Below are 18794 nucleotides of genomic sequence, written 5' to 3'. Positions count from 1 at the left end.
GCCGATCACGAGAGGTCTTCCGGTGCCGATCCGCTCCGCCGACTCCATGGACCAGCATCTCGTGCTGCGCCGCGTGGAGCGCCAGCACGCCCTCATCGAGGAGCTGCGGGCGCGCTCCCCGCGGCGCACCACGGGACGCCTGCTCGCCGACCGGCTCGGCGTCGCCGTGCGGACCGTGGAGCGCGACGTCGTACGGCTCCGCGAGGCGGGCGTGCCCATCACCGTGCGCTCCGGCCCGGGCGGCGGCTACCGCCTCGACGCGCCCGCCGGGCCCGTGCGGCTGTCGCTCACCCCCGGCGAGGCGGCCGCGCTGGTGGCCGCCCTGGTGGCGGTCGGCCCGTACTCCTCGGCCAGCGCCCGTTCCGCGATGGACAAGCTGCTGGCGGCGCTTCAGCGCGGCGAGGACGGCACCGGCAGCGGCACGTGACCCATGGCGGGAGATCAGAGCTCGGCGAGGAAGTCCAGGGCGATCCGCCAGGCGCGGTCGGCCGCCTCGGGGTCGTGGTCCGGCAGGTCGGGGTCGGTGAACAGGTGGCCGGCGCCCGGGTAGCGGAAGACCTCCACCTCGGCCCCGGCCCGGCGCATCCGCAGGTACCAGGCGTTCTGCCAGTCGACGGACTCGTGGGTGTCGGGGTCGGCGACGTGGAGCTGGACGGGCAGGCCGTCGGCGGAGGCGTCGTCGGCCAGGTCGGAGGTGCCGTGCAGGAGCAGCAGGCCGCGGGCGTTGTCGTCGGCGAGGGCCAGGTTCTGGGCGAGCGCGCCGCCGAGCGAGAAGCCGGCGTACACCAGGCCGGCGGCGGACAGGGGCGCGGCGGCGGCGACGGCGCGCTTCAGCAGCTCGTCCCGGCCGATCTCCTCCTTGATCTTGATGCCGTCCTCGAAGGTGCCGGCGACCCGGCCGTCGTACAGGTCGGGGACGTGCACCTCGTGCCCGGCTGCCCGTAGCCGGTCGGCGGCCTGGCGGACGGCCGGGCGCAGGCCGTACTGGGAGTGCAGGAGCAGGATGCGCGCCATGCGAAAAGCCTAGCCGCGGCCCGTCGTCACCCGAGGTGACGGGTGGCGCGTCAGCCGAGCACTCCGGCCAGCGCGGCGGCCAGGGCCGCGTCCGCCGCCCGGATCGCGTCCTCCCGCGTCACCGGCTCCCGGGTGACGAACAGCCGGGCGAACACCGGCGCGACCGCCAGCCGTACCAGCTCCTCCGCGTCCACCCCTGGCCCCACCTCGCCGCGGTCCACCGCCCGCCGCACGATCTGGGCCGCCTGGCGGTGCCGGGCCTCGTAGAAGGCCCGCAGCGCCCGCGCCGCCGCCTCGTTCTGCATCGCCGCGGCGACGAAGGCCGACGCGATCGCGTCCGGGAAGCTCGACTGCACCAGCACGGCCAGGGCGCGCAGGTCCCCCCGGAGCGAGCCCGTGTCGGGCACCGGCCAGGGTTCCTCCCGGGCGAGCTCCAGCGCGTCGGCGATGAGCCCTTCGACGCCGCCCCAGCGCCGGTACACCGTCGTCTTGTGCACGCCCGACCGGGCCGCCACGTTCTCCACCGTCAGCCCGCCGTACCCGTGCTCGGCCAGCTCGGCCAGCGTCGCCTGCCGTACCGCCTCCCGGACCCTGGCGCTGCGGCCGCCGGGCCGCTTCTGGCCGCTCAAAACCTTCTGGTCGCTCAAAGGCAACTCCAGTTGCGTTAGTGCCCTCCCTCATGCTAGCTTAAAGCTACACAAGTTGCGATTGGAGCACGTCTGAACACCCAGATCAGTCTCAAAGGCATCGTCAAGGCGTACGGCGAGCGCCTCGTCCTCGACCACGTGTCCCTGTCCGTCAAGCCCGGCGAGCGCGTCGGCGTCGTGGGCGAGAACGGCGCGGGCAAGTCCACCCTGCTGCGGATCCTCGCCGGGACCGAGAAGCCGGACGAGGGCGAGGTCACCGTGACGGCCCCGGGCGGCGTCGGCCATCTCGAGCAGTCCCTCCGGGGCGCGACGGTGCAGGACGTCGTCGACGCCGCCCTCACCGAGCTGCGCGAGCTCGAAGCCGGCATGCGGCAGGCCGCCGAGGCCGAGGACATGGCCGCCTACGGCGAGCTGCTCACCGCGTTCGAGGCCAGGGGCGGCTACGAGGCCGACGCCCGCGTGGACCGGTCGATGCACGGCCTCGGCCTGGCGCAGGTGGGCCGCGACCGCCCGCTGGCCACGCTGTCCGGCGGCGAGCGGGCCCGGCTGGCGCTGGCCTGCCTGCTGGCCGCCTCCCCCGAGGTGCTGCTGCTGGACGAGCCGACCAACCACCTGGACGAGGCCGCGCTGACCTGGCTGGAGGACCGCCTGCGCGGCCACCACGGCACGGCCGTCGTGGTCTCGCACGACCGGATGTTCCTGGACCGCGTGGCCACCTCGATCGTCGAGGTCGACGGCGGCGGCGTGACCCGCTTCGGCGGCGGCTACACCGGCTACCTCGCCGAGAAGGCCGCCGCCCGCCGCCGCTGGGAGCAGGCCTACGCCGAGTGGCGGCAGGAGGTCGAACGGCTGGCCGAGTTCGCCTCGACCACCGCGCACCGCGTGGCCGCCGGGCGCCCGATGCGCGACAACAACAAGATGGCCTACGACCGCAACGCCGGGCGGGTGCAGGCGTCGGTGTCCTCCCGGGTACGGCAGGCCGCCGAGCGGCTGCGCCGCCTGCAGGACGACCCGGTGCCCCGCCCGCCCGAGCCGCTGCGCTTCCGCGGCCGCTTCGGCGCGCGGCAGGCCCGGGGCCCGCTGGTGGAGCTGCCGCTGCCCGGCGGCGAGACGCTGACCGTCGAGCCCGGCGACCGCCTGCTGATCCACGGCCCCAACGGCGCGGGCAAGACGACCCTGCTCGACAAGATCGCCCGCCACGCCCGCGGCAGGGTCGGCTACCTGCGCCAGCACGTCGCCCTCGACCCCCGCAGGCGGGTCGTCGAGGCGTACGGCGAGGGCCTGCCCGGCTACCCCGACGACCACGTGGCCGCGCTGCTGGACACCGGGCTGTTCCGGCGGGAGGCGCTGCACCTGCGGGTGGGCGAGCTGTCGGAGGGGCAGCGGCGCAGGCTGGCGCTGGCCCGCCTGCTGGCCGTCGAGCACGACCTGATCCTGCTCGACGAGCCGACCAACCACCTGTCGCTGACGCTGGTGGAGGAGCTGGAAGAGGCGCTCGGGGAGTACGGCGGCGCGCTCGTCGTCGTGTCACACGACCGGGCGCTGCGCAGCCGCTTCCGTGGGCGGCAGATGGGGGTGGGGCATGCAGCTTGAGGTTTCCGGCTCGCCGTACGGCGTCGCGACGGGCGCGGACGGCGCGCTGTGGTTCACGATGGCCAAGGAGGGGCGCGTCGGCCGCTACCTGGCGGGCGAGCTGCAGTTCTTCGACCTCGAATCGGCCGACGGGCAGCCCACGGTGATCGTCGCCGGGCCCGACGGCGCGATGTGGGTGACCGAGTTCGCGGGCGACCGGATCACCCGCCTCACGCCGGAGGGGAAGGCCGGGTCGTTCCGCGTGGCCTCGCCGTACGGGATCACGGTGGGCCCGGACGGCGCGCTGTGGTTCACGCAGGTGCAAGCAGACCGGGTCGGGAGGATCACCCCCGACGGGGAGATCTCCGGCTTCTCCGTCCCCGGCATGCCGTCCGCGATCGTCACGGGACCCGACGGCGCCCTGTGGTGCACGCTCAACCAGGCCAACGCCGTCGCCCGCGTCACGGTGGACGGCGAGGTCACGGTGCACGGCCTCCCGACGCCGGGCGCGATGCCGGTCGGCATCACCGCCGGGCCGGACGGGGCGCTGTGGTTCGTCGAGATCGGCGCCGGGCAGGTCGGGCGGATCTCCGCCGACGGCGCTGTCAGGGAGCATCCGCTGCCGGACCGCACGGCCAGGCCGCACGCCATCGTCACCGGGCCCGACGGCGCGCTGTGGTTCACCGAGTGGGGCGCGGGACGCCTGGGCCGGATCACCGTGTCCGGCGAGATCGAGGAGCGCGACCTGCCGGGCCAGGAGCCGCACGGGCTGACGGTGGGGCCGGACGGCGCGATCTGGGTGGCGATGGAGTCGGGCCTGCTCGTCCGGGTCTGAAGCCGGGCTCCCGGCGAGGCGCCGGGAGCCCGGCGGGCGGACGTCAGCCCGTCTGGACGGCCCGCTCGTCCGGGACGCAGTGGGTCATCTTCAGCCCCGAGACGTCGCGCGGGCCGTTCTTGCCGAGGTTGCCCAGGCGCTCGCGATCCTCGTCGGTGAGGTCCTGGCCGGCCAGCGGCTCCAGGTGGGCGACGTCCTGCGGCGAGATGCCCAGGCCCTCGCCCACCCGCAGCCCGAGGTCGTCCTCGGCCAGCAGGAAGTGCCAGACCATCCGCTCCTGGATGGGCCGGTCGCACTCCGACAGCAGGGTCACGAGGTTGCGGACCAGGTCGTCGCGTTCCCACTCGTGCATGAGCAGGTAGCGCTGGCCCGCCTGCAGGTAGTCGTTGGCGCGCGGGATGCGCTTGCGGGTGAGCCTGCCGGTGATGACCGGGCCCTGCTCGTCATGGGTGGGGTACCGTGCCTCGCGCAGCCCGCCCGTGATCGACGGCTCGTAGTTCACGTGCGGGCTCTCCCCGGCCCCGTCGACGTGGTACGTCATCTGGCCGTCGCGCTGGTTGGTGCGGACGGCGGCGTTCTTCGCCTGGTTGACGGGCAGTTGCAGGTAGTTCGGCCCGACCCGGTAGCGCTGGGTGTCGCTGTAGGAGAAGGTACGGCCGACCAGCATCTTGTCGTCGGAGAAGTCCAGGCCGTCGACCAGCACGCCGGTGCCGAACGCGATCTGCTCGTTCTCGGCGAAGTTGTTGGCGACGTTGCCGGTGAGGACCATCCGGCCCACCGGCATGGCGGGGAACTGGTCCTCGGGCCAGACCTTGGTGTCGTCCAGCGGGTCGAACTCCAGCTCGGGGTGCTCGTGGTCGTCCATCATCTGCACGAGCAGCTCCCACTCGGGGTGGTCGCCGCGGTCGATCGCCTCGTGCAGGTCCCGCGTGGCGTGGCCCAGCTCGGTCGCCTGGATCGCGGCGGCGTCGGCCTGGGTCATGCTCCGGACGCCCTGCCTGGGCATCCAGTGGTACTTGACCAGCTTCGTCTCGCCCTGGGCGTTCACCCACTTGTAGGTGTTCACCCCGAAGCCCTGCATGTGCCGGTAGTCCGCCGGGATGCCGCGCGGGCTGAACAGGTTGACCAGCATGTGCATGGACTCCGGCGTCTGCGACATGAAGTCGAAGATCCGGTTGGGCTCCTGCCGGAACGTCACGGGGTCGGGCTTGAGCGCGTGGATGACGTCCGGGAACTTGATCGCGTCGCGGATGAAGAACACCGCGAGGTTGTTGCCGACCAGGTCCCAGTTGCCGTCCTCGGTGTAGAACTTCACGGCGAACCCCCGGGGGTCGCGCGCGGTCTCGGCGGAGTCGCGGCCGCCGATGACGGTGGAGAACCGCACGGCGACGTCGGTGCGCCTGCCGGCCTCCTGGAAGAGCTTGGCGCGGGTGAACCGTGAGATGGGCTCGTCTCCCCACGCTCCGTAGGCTTCGAAGTAGCCGTAGGCGGTGACCCCGCGGGCGTGGACGACCCGCTCGGGGATGCGCTCGCGGTCGAAGTGGCTGATCTTCTCCAGGAACTGGTAGTTCTCCAGCGTGGCGGGCCCTCGGGCGCCCACCGTGCGCTGGTTCTGGTTGTCGTAGACGGGATGGCCCTGCCGGTTGGTGAGCACTTCCCGGTGGTCGTCCGGCTGTGGTCCCATGCCCGAGACGTCGGTCATATCGGATCCCCTTCGCGGTTTTCGGCCGAATACGGCTCGTACCCCCCTGGCGCCGGATACACGGAATGGGACAAATCCGGCGCATGGCCCCATGTCGCGGGGCCGATCCGCCGGCTCAGTCCTTGAACCAGGGAACCGACTCCAGGCGCAGCCGCTCCAGCGGGACGAACCGTTCGGCGAGTACGGCTGCCGCGACGGCCGCCAGGGCCGTGCCCCAGGCCACCGGGCCCAGCGGCACGCAGCCGAAGAACTGGCTCACCCCCGGCACCTGCACCACCGCCGCCAGCACGGCCGCCGACCCCAGCGAGCTGAGCAGCACCGAGCGGCTGGACCCGCCGGTCGCCAGCGTCTGGGCGAGCTGGGTGCCCACCAGGGCGACCAGCCCGACGGTGCGGGCGCGCGCCTCGCGCCCGGTCAGCCGGGCGAGCGCCCAGCCCGTTCCGGCCCCGGCGGTGGTGAAGACCGCCCGCCGGACGATGTCGCGGGTGAGGGGCGTGCCGAGCGAGGACTCCGGCCCCTCGTCGAGCAGCGCCGCCGCGTGGTCCTGCGACGGTGCGCGCACGGCGATGGCCAGCGCGGGAGCCAGGTCGGTGAGCATGTTGACCAGCAGCAGCTGCCGGGCCGACAGCGGGGAGCGGCCGGTGGCCAGCGAGCCGAGCAGGGTGAAGCCGATCTCGCCGAGGTTGCCGCCCACGAGGATGCCCAGCGCCTGCCGTACCGACGCCCACATGGCCCGCCCCTCGACCAGCGTCGAGATGATCGTCTCCAGGCTCTCGTCGGCCACGACGAGGTCGGCCGCGGCCTGGGCGGCGGGCGTCGCGCCGGGACCCAGCGCGATGCCGATGTCGGCCAGCCGGATGCCGGCGGCGTCGTTGGAGCCGTCGCCGGCCATCGCGACGACCTTGCCGAGCCGCTGGAAGGACGAGACCACCCGCACCTTGTGGCTCGGCGTGCAGCGGGCGACCACGTCGACGCCGGGAAGCGCCTCGTCCAGCCGCGCGTCGTCCATGGCGTCGATGTCGGGGCCGGTGATGACGTGCAGGTCGGTCTCGTCGGTCACGTGCCTGGCGATGCTGCCGGCCGTACCGGGATGGTCGCCGGTGAGCATGACGATCTGCACGCCGGCGTTGCGCAGCGCGGCCACGGCGGACACCGCGGTGTCGCGCACCACGTCGGCGAGCCCGACCAGGCCGGTGAACTCCAGGTCGTGGACGTCCTCGTCGTCGAGCCGGTCGGTGTCGCCCATGGTCCGTTCGGCCACGGCGAGGACGCGATGGCCGGAGGAGGTCAGCCGGTCGATGCGGGCCTCGACGCGGGCCCTGCGGTCGCCGTCGAGCCCGGCGCAGCGCGGCAGGACGACCTCGGGGGCGCCCTTGACGCTGAGCAGCCGCTTCCCGCCGCAGCGGCCCAGCGTGGCGTGGTAGCCGCGGGAGGACTCGAACAGCAGCGAGGTGATCTCCTCCCAGGAATCGGCGTCGGTGGCGCGCGAGACGCCCAGGTCGGCCGCGCCCTTGCCGACCGCCTCGTCGGTGAGGTGGCTGTAGTCGCCGTTGACCGAGTGCGGCGTCGCGCGCAGGGCCGCGGCGAGCACGTGGCGCAGGTCGTCGTCGAGGTGGCCGGCGTCGCGGTCGTGCGCGGCGTCCGCCACCCTGGCGAGCTGGATGCGGCCCTCGGTCAGCGTCCCCGTCTTGTCGAAGCACAGCACGTCGACGCGGCCCAGCGTCTCGATGGTGCCCGGGTTGCGGGCGTGGACGCCGCGGGCCGCCAGCCGCCGGGTGGCCGCGAGCTGGGCGGCGCTGACCAGCAGCGGAAGCCCTTCGGGCACCGAGGCGACCGCGAGGTTGACGCCCTCGCCGAGGGTCTCGCGGAGCTGCCTGCCGCGCACCAGGCCGGACAGCGTGACGCCGAGCGCCGAGCCGATGGCGATCGGCGTGGTCGTGCGGGTGATGGCCGCGAGCCGTTCCTCCACGCCGCTCACGCGCTCCGCGCCGGCGGTGGCGGCCATCGCGCGTCCCGTCTCGGTGGCGTCGCCCACGGCGACCACGACAGCGGTGGCGTTGCCCGCCGCGACGGTGGTTCCCTCATACAGCATGGAGGCGCGCTCGGCGACGTGGTGGGCGAGCACCGGCCGGCCGGTCTTGCCGACCGGAAGCGACTCGCCGGTCAGCGACGACTCGTCCGCCTCCAGGTTCTCGGCCCGCAGGATGCGGCAGTCGGCGGGGACGACGTCGCCGGTGTCGAGCAGGATGACGTCGCCGGGCACCAGGTCCGCGGCCTCCAGCGGGCGTTCCTCGCCGTCGCGCAGCACGCGGACGCACACCTTCGTCTGGGCGGTCAGCTCCTCCAGCGTCGCGGCCGTGGCCGTCCGCTGCACGCCGCCCACCAGGGCCGACACGCCCATGACGCCGAGCACGAGGGTGGCGTCGACGGCCGAGCCGAGGATGGCCGAGCCCACCGCGCCCGCGGCCAGGATGGGCGTGAACGGGTTGGCCAGCTCGGCGCCCACCCCGCGGGCCAGCGTCGCCCAGGTGGAGGCCGTCCGCCGCCGTTCCCTGCGGCGCCGCTTCGCCTCCTCCGTCGTGAGCCCGCCCTCCTGCGACTCCAGGACGGCCAGCACCCGCTCTCCCGGCATCGCGTGCCAGGGCGTGACCGGCAACGGGGGAGCGGTCGGGCGCCGCAGGCACTGGTGGGCCTCCCAGGCGCCCTGCGCCAGCGACAGGGCGGCCACGCCGTTCACGGCGGACAGCACGTGGCCGGTGGCCCGGCTCATCCTGTCGGTCAGCCCGTAGATCACGGCCACGCCGGTGCCCGCCTTGGCCAGCGTCACGCCGCGCTCGCTGACGGCCTTGGCGGCGCGTACGGCCTGCACGATCAGGGCCGCCGTGGTCAGGTCATCGCCCACGAGCAGGTCGGCGCCCCAGGGCGGGGTGCCGTCGGCGCCGGTCACGCCGATCGAGCAGTCCGCCGCGGCGAGCGCCTCCCGGTCGCGCGACAGCAGGAGGACCACGGCTCCCTCGTGCTGCAGCCGGCGCACCTTCTCGGCCAGGTCGCCGTCGCCGTCGTGCATGACCGGCCGCAGCCGGGCCTGGCGGGCCGCGACGGTGAGGGCGTGCGCCTGCGGCGCCTGGTGCCGGACGACCGCGACGACGGCCTGCAGCTGCTCGCGGCGGGTCAAGGCCAGCACGTGGACGGCGGAGCCCTCCCGGAGGAAGCGGTCGCGGTGGCGTTTGCCCGCCCAGCCCTTGCGCGGGATCTCATCGTAGGGGCCGAGCGCCCAGTCGCCGTCCGTGTGCGCCTCCTCGGGCGCGGACCGCGTGAACAGCGCGTGGACCCGGATGGCGACCTGTTCCTGGTCGGCTTTGGGCGCGGCGGCCACCTCCCCGATCGCCAGGTCGCCGGACAGCAGCGCGTCGCGGTCCAGCACCAGGGTGTCGACCCTGTCCAGCACGCCCAGCACCCGGGGATCGGTGATGACCACGCCCCGCTGGGACAGCAGCGCTCCGAGCTCGGTGGCGAAGGCATCCCGTCCCACCGAGGCCGCCTTGGGCAGCCCGGCCAGGGCGACCTCCAGGCCGCGGTGCATGTCGCCGGTCAGCACGCTGCCCGCGAGCGAGCCGATCGCGCCGCCGGACAGCACGCTGTCGGCGTGCCGTTCGATCGGGCCGGCGGGCATGCGCCGCGGCCGGTCGGGCGGCTGCACCCTGGCTTCGGCGCGTTCCGGGGTGCCCGTCAGCTCCGGCTCCTTGCGCTCCCACACCTGGCCCTGCAGGTGCGCCTGGCGGACCTGCAGCACCCGCTGCACCATGTCGATGGCCAGGCCGGTGCCGCCGGGCGCCAGCGTCTGGATCGTGCTGTTGATCATGGGCATCCACGACCGGCACGCGGGGATCGCGTCGTCCAGCACCTTGCGCAGCTGCGGCACCCCGCTCAGATAGGCGGCCGTGGCCGCCGCCGCCGGGGGCAGGGGAGCCCGGCGGACGAGCCGCTCCACGCCGGTCACCGCGAGCCCGACGGCGTCGGCGGCCAGGACGAGCGCGGCCGGCGGCCCGCCCGGCGTGCCCTCAGTGACGGCCGGGCTCTTCTCCACGGCGGCCCGCTCGGCCTCCTCGAGGATGGCGACGAGATCCTCGACCGGCGGGGCAGGGTCGTGCACCTCGACGATCACGCGCTTGATCGGCAGGTTGACCCGCGCCCACTTGACGGACGGATGCACGGACAGGGCGGACTCGATCGCGTCCGCCTGGTCCGCGATGATCGGGCAGCGCAGCTCCAGGTGGATCCGCCCGGGGTAGCTCCAGGTGGATCGCCGCAGGCCCGTCAAGCCGGCGAGGGTGGACACCGCCCGCTTGGGCGCCTCGGCGGCCGTGCCGGCGGCCCACTTCAGCGGGGCCGCCACGAGATCCTGCCCTGGCAGCCGTGGGAGGGACAGACCGAATAGCATGTCGGCCTTGTACCCCTGTGGAACTATTTACGCCTTGTCAACCGTGGTGACCGGCTCCTTCTCCCGCGAGCGCGGCCAGCGCCTCCTCGGCCGTCAGGCATCCGGCCGTGGCCAGCTCCAGGTTGGCCAGCGACGCGGCGTGGACGCCCTCGTCGGCGGCGGCCACGCAGTCCCGGATCGTGTAGACGGTGAACCCGAGGTCGGTGCCGTTGCGCGCGGTCTGCTCGACGGTCAGGTTGGTCGCCACGCCGGTCACCAGCAACGTGGTGACGCCGCGCCCGGCCAGCCACTCGGGCAGCCCGCTGGCCGTCAGGCCGGACAGCCGCTGGTTGTCCACCACGTGACCGCGATCGGCCTGCTCCCGCATCTCGGGGATGATCTGCGTGCCCGGAGCGCCGGGGCGGAAGGCCTCCTGGGCGTCGCCGACGGCCCGCATGAAGCCGGTGTTGCGCACCAGCGCCCCCTCGCCCTCCGGCACGGTGAAGCGGGTGAAGACCACGGGAACGCCCAACGCCGCGACCGCGTCGTGGAACCGTACGGCCCGCTCCACCACGCCGCTGCGGGCCACGGGCTCGGCGAGCATGCCGCCGAAGAAGCCCTCCGGCTTGATCACGTTGACCTGCCAGTGCAACGCCAGCACGGCCGCCTGTCGTCCATCCAGGATCATGCCGTGATTGTGGCGCATGGCAGAACCTTTCGATGGAGCGGGCACTCCAATCAGGGGACGGCACACGACAAGGGGGAACACCATGAGGAAGCTGCTCGTCGTCGTCCTGGCCGGGGGACTGGCCGCGGGAACGCTGGTGGCCGCCGGCCCGCCCGCGCTCGCGCAGGCCGCCAAGCCCACGCTCGGGCCGTACGGCTACGGCAAGGTCAAGCTGGGGATGAGCGCGAAGCGGGCCAGGGCCACGGGGAAGGTCGTGCTCAAGATGCCCGCCGGTGAGGGCTCCTGCTCGGGCTGGGACCTGAAGGCGCACCCCACCGGCAAGAACAGCGTGGGGCTGTACATCTCCAAGAAGCACGGCGTGGCCGTGATCGGCGCGCCCGAGGGCGTCAAGACCCCCGAGGGCATCGGGATCGGCTCCACCATGAAGCAGGTCAAGAAGGCCTACCCCAAGCTGAAGACCTCCCCGGGCGGCATCCCGTACGTCGCGGTGCCCGGCAACGGCAAGGCCTACTACGCCTTCTTCCCCTCCAGGAAGGGCGTCCTGAAGCAGCTGATCCTCGGGCTCGACAAGCAGGACTGCGTCAACTGACGCCGGCCAGCTCCGCCACCGCCCGTTCCTCCAGCTGTACGGCATGCCCGACCAGCCGGGCGATCTCGCCGAGCGGCGCCGTCGCCAGGGCCGCGGCCGCCACCCGCGACCACTGCTCTCCCGCCGCGCGGTAGAGCCCGTCGGGCCTGCCCACCTCGGCCAGGAAGTCGGCGTACAGCGGCCGGGTCGCGCCCGGCGTCGTGTACTCCACCTCCAGGCATTCGTGCAGCCGCCGCAACGGCACGGCCAGGTCCTCCCAGCGCCGGTCCCATGACGGGATCTGCGCGGCCAGCTTCCGCATGCCCGACAGCCCGAAGTTGACGTCGAAAGCGTTGCCCAGCACCGGGCCGGTCAGCTTGGCGGCGGTGTCGGCGATGGCCCCGGCGACGTCGGGCTCCCCCTCGGGTCCTCCGGTGATCCGGATGAGCGTGTGCCGTTCCTTCCTCACCCGCGACCAGGCGGCCATGAAGTCCGCGAGCGGCAGCTCCCTCGGCCCGTCGTCGTCCAGCGTGACCCGATCGCCCTCGATGGCGGTCACGGCGACGTCGACGGGGTCGGGGAAGGGCAGGTCCGGCCGCCACGGCAGCTGGTAGCGCCCCACCCGGCACACCACCGGCCCCGCGGCGAGCGCCTCGCGCAGGTTGCGCTCGGCGACCCGCGGCGAGCCGGTCTGCACGACCTCGAACGGGATCCGCAGCCGCGACAGCGCGAGCGGGATCATGGGCGCCGGGTGCGCCTGCGCCACGACGGTGAGGATCGGCGGCCGGCCGGAGTACTCGAACACGAAGTACATGAACCCGACGCCGCCGCCGAGCCCGAGCAGCAGGGCTTCGGAGTACGCGCCGCCCAGCAGCCGGCGCAGCAGGGCGGACTCGTGGTGATGGTACGGCCGGCGCGGCCCGGTCAGGTGGCGCAGCGCGGCGGTGTAGGACTCGCCGGTCTTGGCCATGCGTTCGCGGACGCGGCGCTTGAGGTGCTTGTGCTCGGTCATCGTCGGCTCCGCGGCGGCCTCGTGCCGGACCCACGCTCCTCGCACGACCCGCCGTGAGGGAGGACAACGGACACGACCGGACGATCGCCCCGAGGACATCGATCCCCTTTGCCCCCGCGGTGCCGCGCGGCGTGGGCGCGCGGTCAGAGGGTTGGGCGCGGGACGGCGCCGGGTTCACGCTACCAGTGATGCGCCCGGCCCCACAGGGTCCTCTCCCGTATGGCGGAGGCGGCCCCTTGGTGGCGGCGCTCATCGGGCCGCATGCCTCCTCTCCCGACTCCCCCGAACGGCGGAGGCCGGCCGCCCGGCTCGCGGGAGGATACGCCGAACGGCAGATGGGCGCGGCGCCGCCCGGCCGCCAGGCTGAACCCATGACGATCAAGCTTCCCGGCCGATGGGCCGGCCACGCGGCCGCGCTCTGGTCGCTGACCTACGGCCTGCTCGGCCTGTACTGGGCGCTCGGCGGCGCCGGCTTCCCCTTCGGCCGGCACGACCCCGACTGGGAACCCGGCGCCTCGCTGCTGGGCGAGGCGACTCCCGAGGCGGCCGGGCCGGTCATCGCCGTCCTCGGCCTGGCCGGCGCCGCCGCCGGCCTGGCCATCGGCCTCGGGGCGCGGCGGGGCCGTACCGCCCTGCTGGCCTTCGCCTGGCCGGCCGCCCTCGCGCTGACCGTCGTGCTGCCCGACATGAGGGTGCTCATGGTGGTGGCCTACGCGCCGCTGCTGCTGGTGTGGGCCTTCACCGGCGTGCCCGGCGGCCAGCCGCTGGGCGAGCTGGTTCCGTGGTCGCGGATCAACCTGCTCGTCCTGCTGCTCGGCGGGCTGCTGTGGGGGCTGGCGGCGCTGTCGGCGCTTCGCGGCCGCGCCGTACGGGGGCGGTGGGCCGACCCGGAGCGGGCCCGCCGCTGGGGGCGGTGGGCGGTCGTCGTGGCGGCGGCCATCCCGGCCTGCTACGACGTCAGCCGCCTGGCGTGGGCCGCGGGCATCCCGCTGGGCGTCACGGAGGAGTTCTGGCGCTTCCTGGACGAGTCGGGGCTGCGCTGGGGCGGGCTGTTCCTCAGCGCCATGGGCATCGGCGGCGCCGTCCTCACCCTGGGGCTGGTCCAGCGCTGGGGGGAGGTCTTCCCGCGCTGGATGTGGTTCGTGGCGGGCCGGCGCGTGCCGCCGATGCTCGCCGTCGTCCCGGCCTCGATCGTCTCGCTCATGGTGCTGTCGGCCGGGCTGGCCTACTGGCGGCTGGTGCTCGTGCGCGACCTGGCCGACTGGAGCATGTGGGCCACGTGGCTGCCCTCGCTCACCTGGCCGGTCTGGGGCGTGGCCCTGGGAGCCGCGACCGTCGCCTACTACGTGCGCAGGTCCGCGGAAGCGGGCACTAGGGTCGAGGCGTGAGCTGGATCGGGGCGCTGGTGGCCGCCTGTGCCGTGGCGGCCGTGCTGCTCTCGCGTGCCCGCCCCGGGATCGCGGCCGCCGTCGCCGGAGCCGCCTCCGTCGCGGCCTCCCTCGCCCATCCGCTCACCGGGACGCTGAGCGGGCAGCTGGTCTGGCCGGTGGCCGAGGCGCCGCCGCTGCTGGTGCTGACCGTTCTCGCCGTACGGCTGGCGCCGCCGCGCTGGGCCGTGCTCGGTGGCGGGCTGTCCGGCCTGGCGGTGGCGCTGGTCCTGCTCAAGGTGGTCTGGCCGGAGCAGCCGTCGCTGGTGTTCGGCGCCTGCGCGGCCTGGGGGCTCGGCGCGGTGGCGGCCGCCGCCGTCGGGCTCTACCTCCGCTCGCTGGATGCCAGGCGGGTCCGCGCCGTGGCGGAAGCCACCCGGCTGCAGCGCCTGTCCCTGGCCCGCGACCTGCACGACTTCGTCGCCCACGACGTCAGCGGCATGCTCGTGCAGGCCCAGGCGGCCGCGGTGATCGCCGGACCGCTGCCCGAGCCGGTGGCCGAGGCCCTGCGCCGCATCGAGGAGGCCGGCCAGCGCGCGCTGGCCGCGCTCGATCGCACCGTCCACCTGCTCAACGAGCCGGGACCCGGGATCGAGGGCATCGCGGCGCTGGCCGACGGCTTCTCGCCCGCCGTACGGGTCGAGCTGTCCCTCGTGCCGGCCGCCGAGGTGCCCGGCCAGGCCTCGGCCCTGGCCTACCGGGTCGTGAGCGAGGCCTTGACCAACGTCAGGCGGCACGCCCCGCGCGCCACGGCGGTCGCCGTCACGGTGGCGCGCGAGGGGCGGCGGCTGCTGGTGCGCGTGGCCAATGACGGGGCTGACGACGGCGGCGCCGGGGGCACACGCAACGGCGGGTTCGGCCTGCCCGGGCTCGCCCGCCTGCTGGAGTCGCGCGGCGGGAGCCTGACGGCCGGGCCGCACGGCGGCGGCTGGCTGGTCACCGCCGACATCCCGGTCGAGGGGGAGGGACAGTGAGCACACGGATCGTCGTGGCCGACGACCAGGACGACGTCAGGATCGGCTTCCGGCTCATCCTGGACTCGCAGCCGGACATGACGGTCGTGGGCGAGGCGGCCGACGGCCGGCGGGCGGTCGAGCTGGCCCGCCACCTCAGGCCCGATGTGCTGCTCGCCGACATCCGCATGCCCGCGCTCGACGGGCTGGAGGTCACCAGGCTGCTGGCCGCCGAGACACGCGTGATCGTGGTGACCACGTTCGACCTCGATGAGTACGTCCACGCCGCGCTGAGGAACGGCGCCTGCGGCTTCCTGCTCAAGCGCTCGGGTCCGGCGCTGCTGGTGGAGGCGGTCCGCGCGGCCATGGCGGGAGACACGCTGATCAGCCCCCAGGTCACCGTCCGCCTGCTGCGCCACCTGCGCGCGGCGGCCCCGGCGCCGCCGGCCGAGCCGCTCACCGAGCGGGAGCTCGAGATCGCCCGGCTCGTCGCGCACGGCCGTACCAACGCCGACATCGCGGCCGAGCTGACCATCAGCCCGGGCACGGTCAAGACCCACGTCGCCCACATCCAGCGCAAGGTCGGCGCCGCCAACCGCGTCGGCATCGCGGCCTGGGCCTGGAGCTCGGGAGCCGTCGGCGGCCCCGGGGCGTGAAGCCGCGTCAGAGCCGGCGTTCGCCGCTCACCGCAGGGGGTCGAAGAAGGCGGACAGGTCCTCGGCCAGCTGCTCGGGCGCCTCCATGGCCGGGAAGTGCCGGCCGCGGTCATGCTCCACCCAGTGCGTGCCCTCGGCCGGGTCGATCAGGCGGCGCGCGGTCGGGTCGGCGCCGAAGACCGAGTATCCCTGCGGCGCGGTCGGCGGCGCCCCCCAGTCCTGCGAGTGGAACTGCTCGTACAGGAACCGGGCCGCCGACACGCCCGTGCCGGTGAACCAGTACACGCTGACGTTGGTGAGCAGCTGGTCGACGTCGATCGGCAGGTCGGTCCAGCTCTCGAAGCTCTCCGCGATCCAGGCCAGCTGCAGGACCGGCGAGTCGGCCAGGCCGTACCCCAGGGTCTGCGGGCGGGTGTTCTGGATGGCCAGGTAGCCGGAGTTGTCCCGGCGGAACTCCTCCATCCGGTCCAGGGCCAGCTTGTCCACCGGGTCGTCCGGGTTCAGCCTGCCGGCGATCCAGGGCATGAAGGTCGCGGTGGCCGCCGCGGTGTGGGGGTCGGTGACCAGGTGGATGCCGATCACCCGCGCGCCGGCCAGCCCGCCGACCGCGCCGGACACCCCGGCGCCCACATCGCCGCCGTGCAGGCCGTACCGCTCGTAGCCGAGCCGGGCCATCAGCTCTGCCCACGCCCGGGCGGTGCGGCCCATCGCCCAGCCGGCCTCCCGCACCGGGGTGGAGAAGCCGAACCCCGGCAGCGAGGGGACCACGACGTGGAAGCCCCGCTCCAGCAGCTTGGGGATCAGCTGCTCGAACTCCACGAACGAGCTGGGGTACCCGTGCGTGATCAGCAATGGGATCGCGTCCTCGCGGTCGGACCGGGCGTGCAGGACGTGGATCGGCTGGCCGTCGATCTCGGTGAGGAAGTGCGGGAAGCGGTTGAGCCGCGCCTCGGCGGCCCGCCAGTCGTAGCCGCTCCTCCAGCGCTCGGCGAGCTCCCTGACCCGCTCCAGCGGGATGCCCTGCCGCCATCCGACTCCGGGCAGCTGGTCCGGCCAGCGGGTCCGGTCCAGCCGTTCGGCCAGGTCGTCCAGATCGCGCTGCGGGACGTCTATCCGGTACGGCTGGAGCTGTGCGTTCATCGGACTCTCTCCTGGAGGATGCGGATAGACGGCACGGAATCGGTAGGTGTCGCACTATACGCACCCACCTCAAGCGTCACGCGACAGTTCAGGAAAAGCTCGCACCCTCCCGGAGCGGTCCGTCAGTCGGCCATCGCGCGGTCGTCGATCGACCGCAGGATCTCCTCGGGGACGATCAGGTCGGCGCGGGACCGCGTGGTGGCGATGAGCTCGGCGTTGCGCTGGTCGGTGCCCAGCACCCAGGCGACCGCCGCGTCGTGGTCCTTGCCGAACGTCTCGTGCCGGGCGACGAGGCGGCGCACCCGCTCGGCCTGGTCCAGCTCGCAGTACCACACCTCGTGCAGCTGGGGCCGCACCCGGGCCCAGTCGCCCCGCTCCAGCAGCAGGTAGTTCCCCTCGGTGACGACGAGCCTGGCGGCGCGCGGGATCGGGATGCTGCCCGCGATCGGCTGCTCCAGGTCGCGTTCGAAGGCGGGCGCGTAGACCACGTCGTCCTCGTCCTCGCGCAGGCGGCGGAGCAGGGCCGCGTAGCCGGCGGCGTCGAAGGTGTCGGGAGCCCCCTTGCGGTCGCGCCGCCCGAGCCGGTCGAGTTCGACGTCGGCCAGGTGGAAGCCGTCCATCGGCACGTAGGCCACCCACTCGTGCGCGGGCAGGCCCGGCGGGGGCGTCGGCTTAAGGAGGGCGACCAGGTACCGGGCGAGCGTGCTCTTGCCCGCCCCCGGCTCGCCCGCGATGCCCAGCAGGGCACGGCGCCCGCCGCGGACGAGGGAGCGGGCACGGCCGGCCAGGTCGTCGAGCGTCGTCATCGCGTCCGGCTCGTGTGGAGGTGATCGGCGATGAACGCGCGGGCGTGCCGCGCCAGGTCCTCGCCGTCGGACCACAGGTTGCGCCAGATCGCCAGGTCGTTGGACAGGCCCCGCATCACCACCGCCGAGGAGAAGGACTCGAACGTGACCGGCCCACGGTAGTCCACGTCCGCCAGCGCGTGGAAGAACGAGGCGAAGTCCAGGTGCCCCGAGCCGAGGTAACCGCGGTGGTTCTCGCCGACGTGGACGTAGCCGAGCCGGTCGCCGACCTCGTGCACCGGCCGGACGAAGTCGTCCTCCTCGATGTTCATGTGGTAGGTGTCGAGGTGGATGAGCACGTTGTCCTCGCCGATGTCGTCGGCCAGGACCAGCGCGTCGCGGGCGGTGTTGACGACGTTGGTCTCGTAGCGGTTGCAGATCTCCAGGCCGAGCGTCATGCCGTACGGCTGGGCCTCGCCCGTGAAGTGGGTGCCCCCGAGCGCGCGGGTCGCGGCGAGGGAGTCGTGCAGCAGCTTCTCGCCCCGCTCCACGACGGCCGGGTCCTCGCTGGAGACGTCGGCGTCGAAGGCCAGGCCGCGCGAGCACGCCACGCCCAGGCCGGCGGCCTTCAGCGCGTCGCGCGTGGCCGCGACGTCGAGGTTCGCGGAGTCGTGCAGGGAGATCTCCAGCAGGTCGAACCCGGTCGCCTTCGTCTTGCCGACCGCGAACGCTATGGAGGACGGACCGGTGTCGCCGGCCCACACCAGGGCGTGCACGCCGATCGGGTTGGGCTGGGTGTCGGTGGTCATGGGCTTGCCTTCCCGGTTCAGTCGCCGGCCGCGCCGGTGACGAGGGCGACGATCTCCTCCCCGGAGGTCTGGGCGGTACGGCGTCCGCCGACGCACCGGCCGGCCCGCATCACCCACACGTGGTCGCCGAGCCGCATGACCTGCGCGAAGTTGTGGCTGATGAGCAGGACGGAATGGCCCTCGTCGCGCAGGCGCAGGATGAGCTCCTCGACCCGGGCGGTCTCCTGGACGCCGAGGGCCGCCGTGGGCTCGTCCATGATGACGAGCTTGGAGCTGAAGCCCGCCGCCCGGCAGATGGAGACGGCCTGGCGCTGCCCGCCGGACAGCCGCCGGACGCGCGAGCGGACCGCCGGCACGTTGACCGCGAGCGTGGCGACCATCTCCTTCGCCCGGGTCTGCATGGTGCGCCGGTCGAGGATGGGGACGGGACCGAACCGGCGCACGATCTCGCGGTTGAGGAAGAGGTTCTGCCAGACCGTGAGGTCCTCGACGAGCGCGAGGGTCTGGTGGACGGTCTCGATGCCGGCCGTGGCGATGACGAAGGTCTGGCCCACCGAGAGGATAAT

General features: G+C 73.9%; 17 protein-coding genes. 7 read left to right on the top strand and 10 right to left on the bottom strand.

Annotated features, from left to right (window positions below; all coding sequences use genetic code 11):
- Positions 1 to 22 precede the first annotated feature (22 nt).
- Entirely contained in the window at positions 23 to 427 is a 405-nt protein-coding gene (locus BSB02_RS11360) for a helix-turn-helix transcriptional regulator (protein WP_240506363.1), read from the top strand.
- Between the two features lie 14 nt (positions 428 to 441).
- Here BSB02_RS11360 and BSB02_RS11355 read toward each other — a convergent pair whose 3' ends face one another.
- Together BSB02_RS11355 and BSB02_RS11350 are read right to left on the bottom strand one after the other, a co-directional pair.
- Positions 442 to 1014: a dienelactone hydrolase family protein gene (locus tag BSB02_RS11355; protein ID WP_084958709.1), complete on the bottom strand. Its 573-nt coding sequence runs from the start codon at positions 1012 to 1014 to the stop codon at positions 442 to 444.
- A 50-nt stretch (positions 1015 to 1064) separates the two neighbouring features.
- Positions 1065 to 1661 carry a TetR/AcrR family transcriptional regulator gene (locus BSB02_RS11350; RefSeq protein ID WP_084958708.1) on the bottom strand — a complete coding sequence of 199 codons (597 nt, stop codon included), beginning with the start codon at positions 1659 to 1661 and terminating at the stop codon, positions 1065 to 1067.
- Positions 1662 to 1733: 72 nt separating this feature from the next.
- Between BSB02_RS11350 and abc-f the strand changes: the two genes are divergently transcribed.
- Both abc-f and BSB02_RS11340 read left to right on the top strand, forming a co-directional pair.
- Positions 1734 to 3254, top strand: a complete 1521-nt coding sequence (gene abc-f, locus BSB02_RS11345; RefSeq protein ID WP_084958707.1) for a ribosomal protection-like ABC-F family protein — start codon at positions 1734 to 1736, stop codon at positions 3252 to 3254.
- The gene (locus BSB02_RS11340; RefSeq protein ID WP_084958846.1) at positions 3244 to 4068 is read left to right on the top strand and encodes a Vgb family protein; all 825 of its coding nucleotides are present in this window, start codon (positions 3244 to 3246) and stop codon (positions 4066 to 4068) included. Before abc-f ends, BSB02_RS11340 begins: the two co-directional genes overlap by 11 nt.
- A gap of 43 nt (positions 4069 to 4111) precedes the next feature.
- Here BSB02_RS11340 and BSB02_RS11335 read toward each other — a convergent pair whose 3' ends face one another.
- The 3 genes from BSB02_RS11335 to BSB02_RS11325 form a co-directional block, all read right to left on the bottom strand.
- Positions 4112 to 5770: a catalase gene (locus BSB02_RS11335; protein ID WP_084958706.1), complete on the bottom strand. Its 1659-nt coding sequence runs from the start codon at positions 5768 to 5770 to the stop codon at positions 4112 to 4114.
- Positions 5771 to 5885: 115 nt separating this feature from the next.
- Positions 5886 to 10166: a cation-translocating P-type ATPase gene (locus tag BSB02_RS11330; RefSeq protein WP_084958705.1), complete on the bottom strand. Its 4281-nt coding sequence runs from the start codon at positions 10164 to 10166 to the stop codon at positions 5886 to 5888.
- An 82-nt stretch (positions 10167 to 10248) separates the two neighbouring features.
- On the bottom strand, positions 10249 to 10896 hold the full coding sequence (locus BSB02_RS11325) for a cysteine hydrolase family protein (RefSeq protein ID WP_240506361.1): 648 nt from the start codon (positions 10894 to 10896) through the stop codon (positions 10249 to 10251).
- A gap of 64 nt (positions 10897 to 10960) precedes the next feature.
- Between BSB02_RS11325 and BSB02_RS11320 the strand changes: the two genes are divergently transcribed.
- Positions 10961 to 11467, top strand: coding sequence for a hypothetical protein (locus BSB02_RS11320; RefSeq protein WP_084958704.1), 507 nt, complete (start codon positions 10961 to 10963; stop codon positions 11465 to 11467).
- Here BSB02_RS11320 and BSB02_RS11315 read toward each other — a convergent pair.
- Positions 11460 to 12458, bottom strand: coding sequence for a BtrH N-terminal domain-containing protein (locus BSB02_RS11315; protein ID WP_143590492.1), 999 nt, complete (start codon positions 12456 to 12458; stop codon positions 11460 to 11462). The genes BSB02_RS11320 and BSB02_RS11315 overlap by 8 nt on opposite strands.
- A gap of 371 nt (positions 12459 to 12829) precedes the next feature.
- Between BSB02_RS11315 and BSB02_RS11310 the strand changes: the two genes are divergently transcribed.
- From BSB02_RS11310 to BSB02_RS11300, 3 genes are read left to right on the top strand one after another with little or no spacing between them, the layout of a single operon-like run.
- Positions 12830 to 13846, top strand: coding sequence for an NYN domain-containing protein (locus BSB02_RS11310; protein ID WP_143590490.1), 1017 nt, complete (start codon positions 12830 to 12832; stop codon positions 13844 to 13846).
- Positions 13843 to 14859 carry a sensor histidine kinase gene (locus BSB02_RS11305; RefSeq protein ID WP_084958701.1) on the top strand — a complete coding sequence of 339 codons (1017 nt, stop codon included), beginning with the start codon at positions 13843 to 13845 and terminating at the stop codon, positions 14857 to 14859. Before BSB02_RS11310 ends, BSB02_RS11305 begins: the two co-directional genes overlap by 4 nt.
- A complete protein-coding gene (locus tag BSB02_RS11300) occupies positions 14856 to 15494 on the top strand; it encodes a response regulator (protein ID WP_084958700.1) in 639 nt (212 codons plus the stop codon). Before BSB02_RS11305 ends, BSB02_RS11300 begins: the two co-directional genes overlap by 4 nt.
- Positions 15495 to 15521: 27 nt before the next feature.
- Here BSB02_RS11300 and BSB02_RS11295 read toward each other — a convergent pair whose 3' ends face one another.
- The 4 genes from BSB02_RS11295 to BSB02_RS11280 form a co-directional block, all read right to left on the bottom strand.
- Positions 15522 to 16634: an epoxide hydrolase family protein gene (locus tag BSB02_RS11295; protein ID WP_084958699.1), complete on the bottom strand. Its 1113-nt coding sequence runs from the start codon at positions 16632 to 16634 to the stop codon at positions 15522 to 15524.
- A 122-nt stretch (positions 16635 to 16756) separates the two neighbouring features.
- Positions 16757 to 17440 carry a nucleoside/nucleotide kinase family protein gene (locus BSB02_RS11290; RefSeq protein ID WP_084958698.1) on the bottom strand — a complete coding sequence of 228 codons (684 nt, stop codon included), beginning with the start codon at positions 17438 to 17440 and terminating at the stop codon, positions 16757 to 16759.
- The gene (locus BSB02_RS11285) at positions 17437 to 18228 is read right to left on the bottom strand and encodes a sugar phosphate isomerase/epimerase family protein (RefSeq protein ID WP_143590488.1); all 792 of its coding nucleotides are present in this window, start codon (positions 18226 to 18228) and stop codon (positions 17437 to 17439) included. The genes BSB02_RS11290 and BSB02_RS11285 overlap by 4 nt, the downstream gene beginning before the upstream one ends.
- A gap of 17 nt (positions 18229 to 18245) precedes the next feature.
- On the bottom strand, positions 18246 to 18782 hold the full coding sequence (locus BSB02_RS11280; protein ID WP_206184628.1) for an ATP-binding cassette domain-containing protein: 537 nt from the start codon (positions 18780 to 18782) through the stop codon (positions 18246 to 18248).
- Positions 18783 to 18794 lie beyond the last annotated feature (12 nt).

It is taken from the genome of Thermoactinospora rubra, assembly GCF_002093975.1.
In the GTDB taxonomy this organism is placed as follows: domain Bacteria; phylum Actinomycetota; class Actinomycetes; order Streptosporangiales; family Streptosporangiaceae; genus Nonomuraea; species Nonomuraea rubra_A.
This window is presented reverse-complemented; position numbering and strand designations above follow the sequence as displayed.

Excerpts from the sequence above, each read along its gene's own strand:
- BSB02_RS11355 (WP_084958709.1), bottom strand. The coding sequence starts at position 1,014 with ATGGCGCGCATCCTGCTCCTGCACTCCCAGTACGGCCTGCGCCCGGCC.
- BSB02_RS11340 (WP_084958846.1), top strand. The coding sequence starts at position 3,244 with ATGCAGCTTGAGGTTTCCGGCTCGCCGTACGGCGTCGCGACGGGCGCG.
- BSB02_RS11335 (WP_084958706.1), bottom strand. The coding sequence starts at position 5,770 with ATGACCGACGTCTCGGGCATGGGACCACAGCCGGACGACCACCGGGAA.
- BSB02_RS11325 (WP_240506361.1), bottom strand. The coding sequence starts at position 10,896 with ATGCGCCACAATCACGGCATGATCCTGGATGGACGACAGGCGGCCGTG.
- BSB02_RS11320 (WP_084958704.1), top strand. The coding sequence starts at position 10,961 with ATGAGGAAGCTGCTCGTCGTCGTCCTGGCCGGGGGACTGGCCGCGGGA.
- BSB02_RS11315 (WP_143590492.1), bottom strand. The coding sequence starts at position 12,458 with ATGACCGAGCACAAGCACCTCAAGCGCCGCGTCCGCGAACGCATGGCC.
- BSB02_RS11310 (WP_143590490.1), top strand. The coding sequence starts at position 12,830 with ATGACGATCAAGCTTCCCGGCCGATGGGCCGGCCACGCGGCCGCGCTC.
- BSB02_RS11295 (WP_084958699.1), bottom strand. The coding sequence starts at position 16,634 with ATGAACGCACAGCTCCAGCCGTACCGGATAGACGTCCCGCAGCGCGAT.
- BSB02_RS11290 (WP_084958698.1), bottom strand. The coding sequence starts at position 17,440 with ATGACGACGCTCGACGACCTGGCCGGCCGTGCCCGCTCCCTCGTCCGC.
- BSB02_RS11285 (WP_143590488.1), bottom strand. The coding sequence starts at position 18,228 with ATGACCACCGACACCCAGCCCAACCCGATCGGCGTGCACGCCCTGGTG.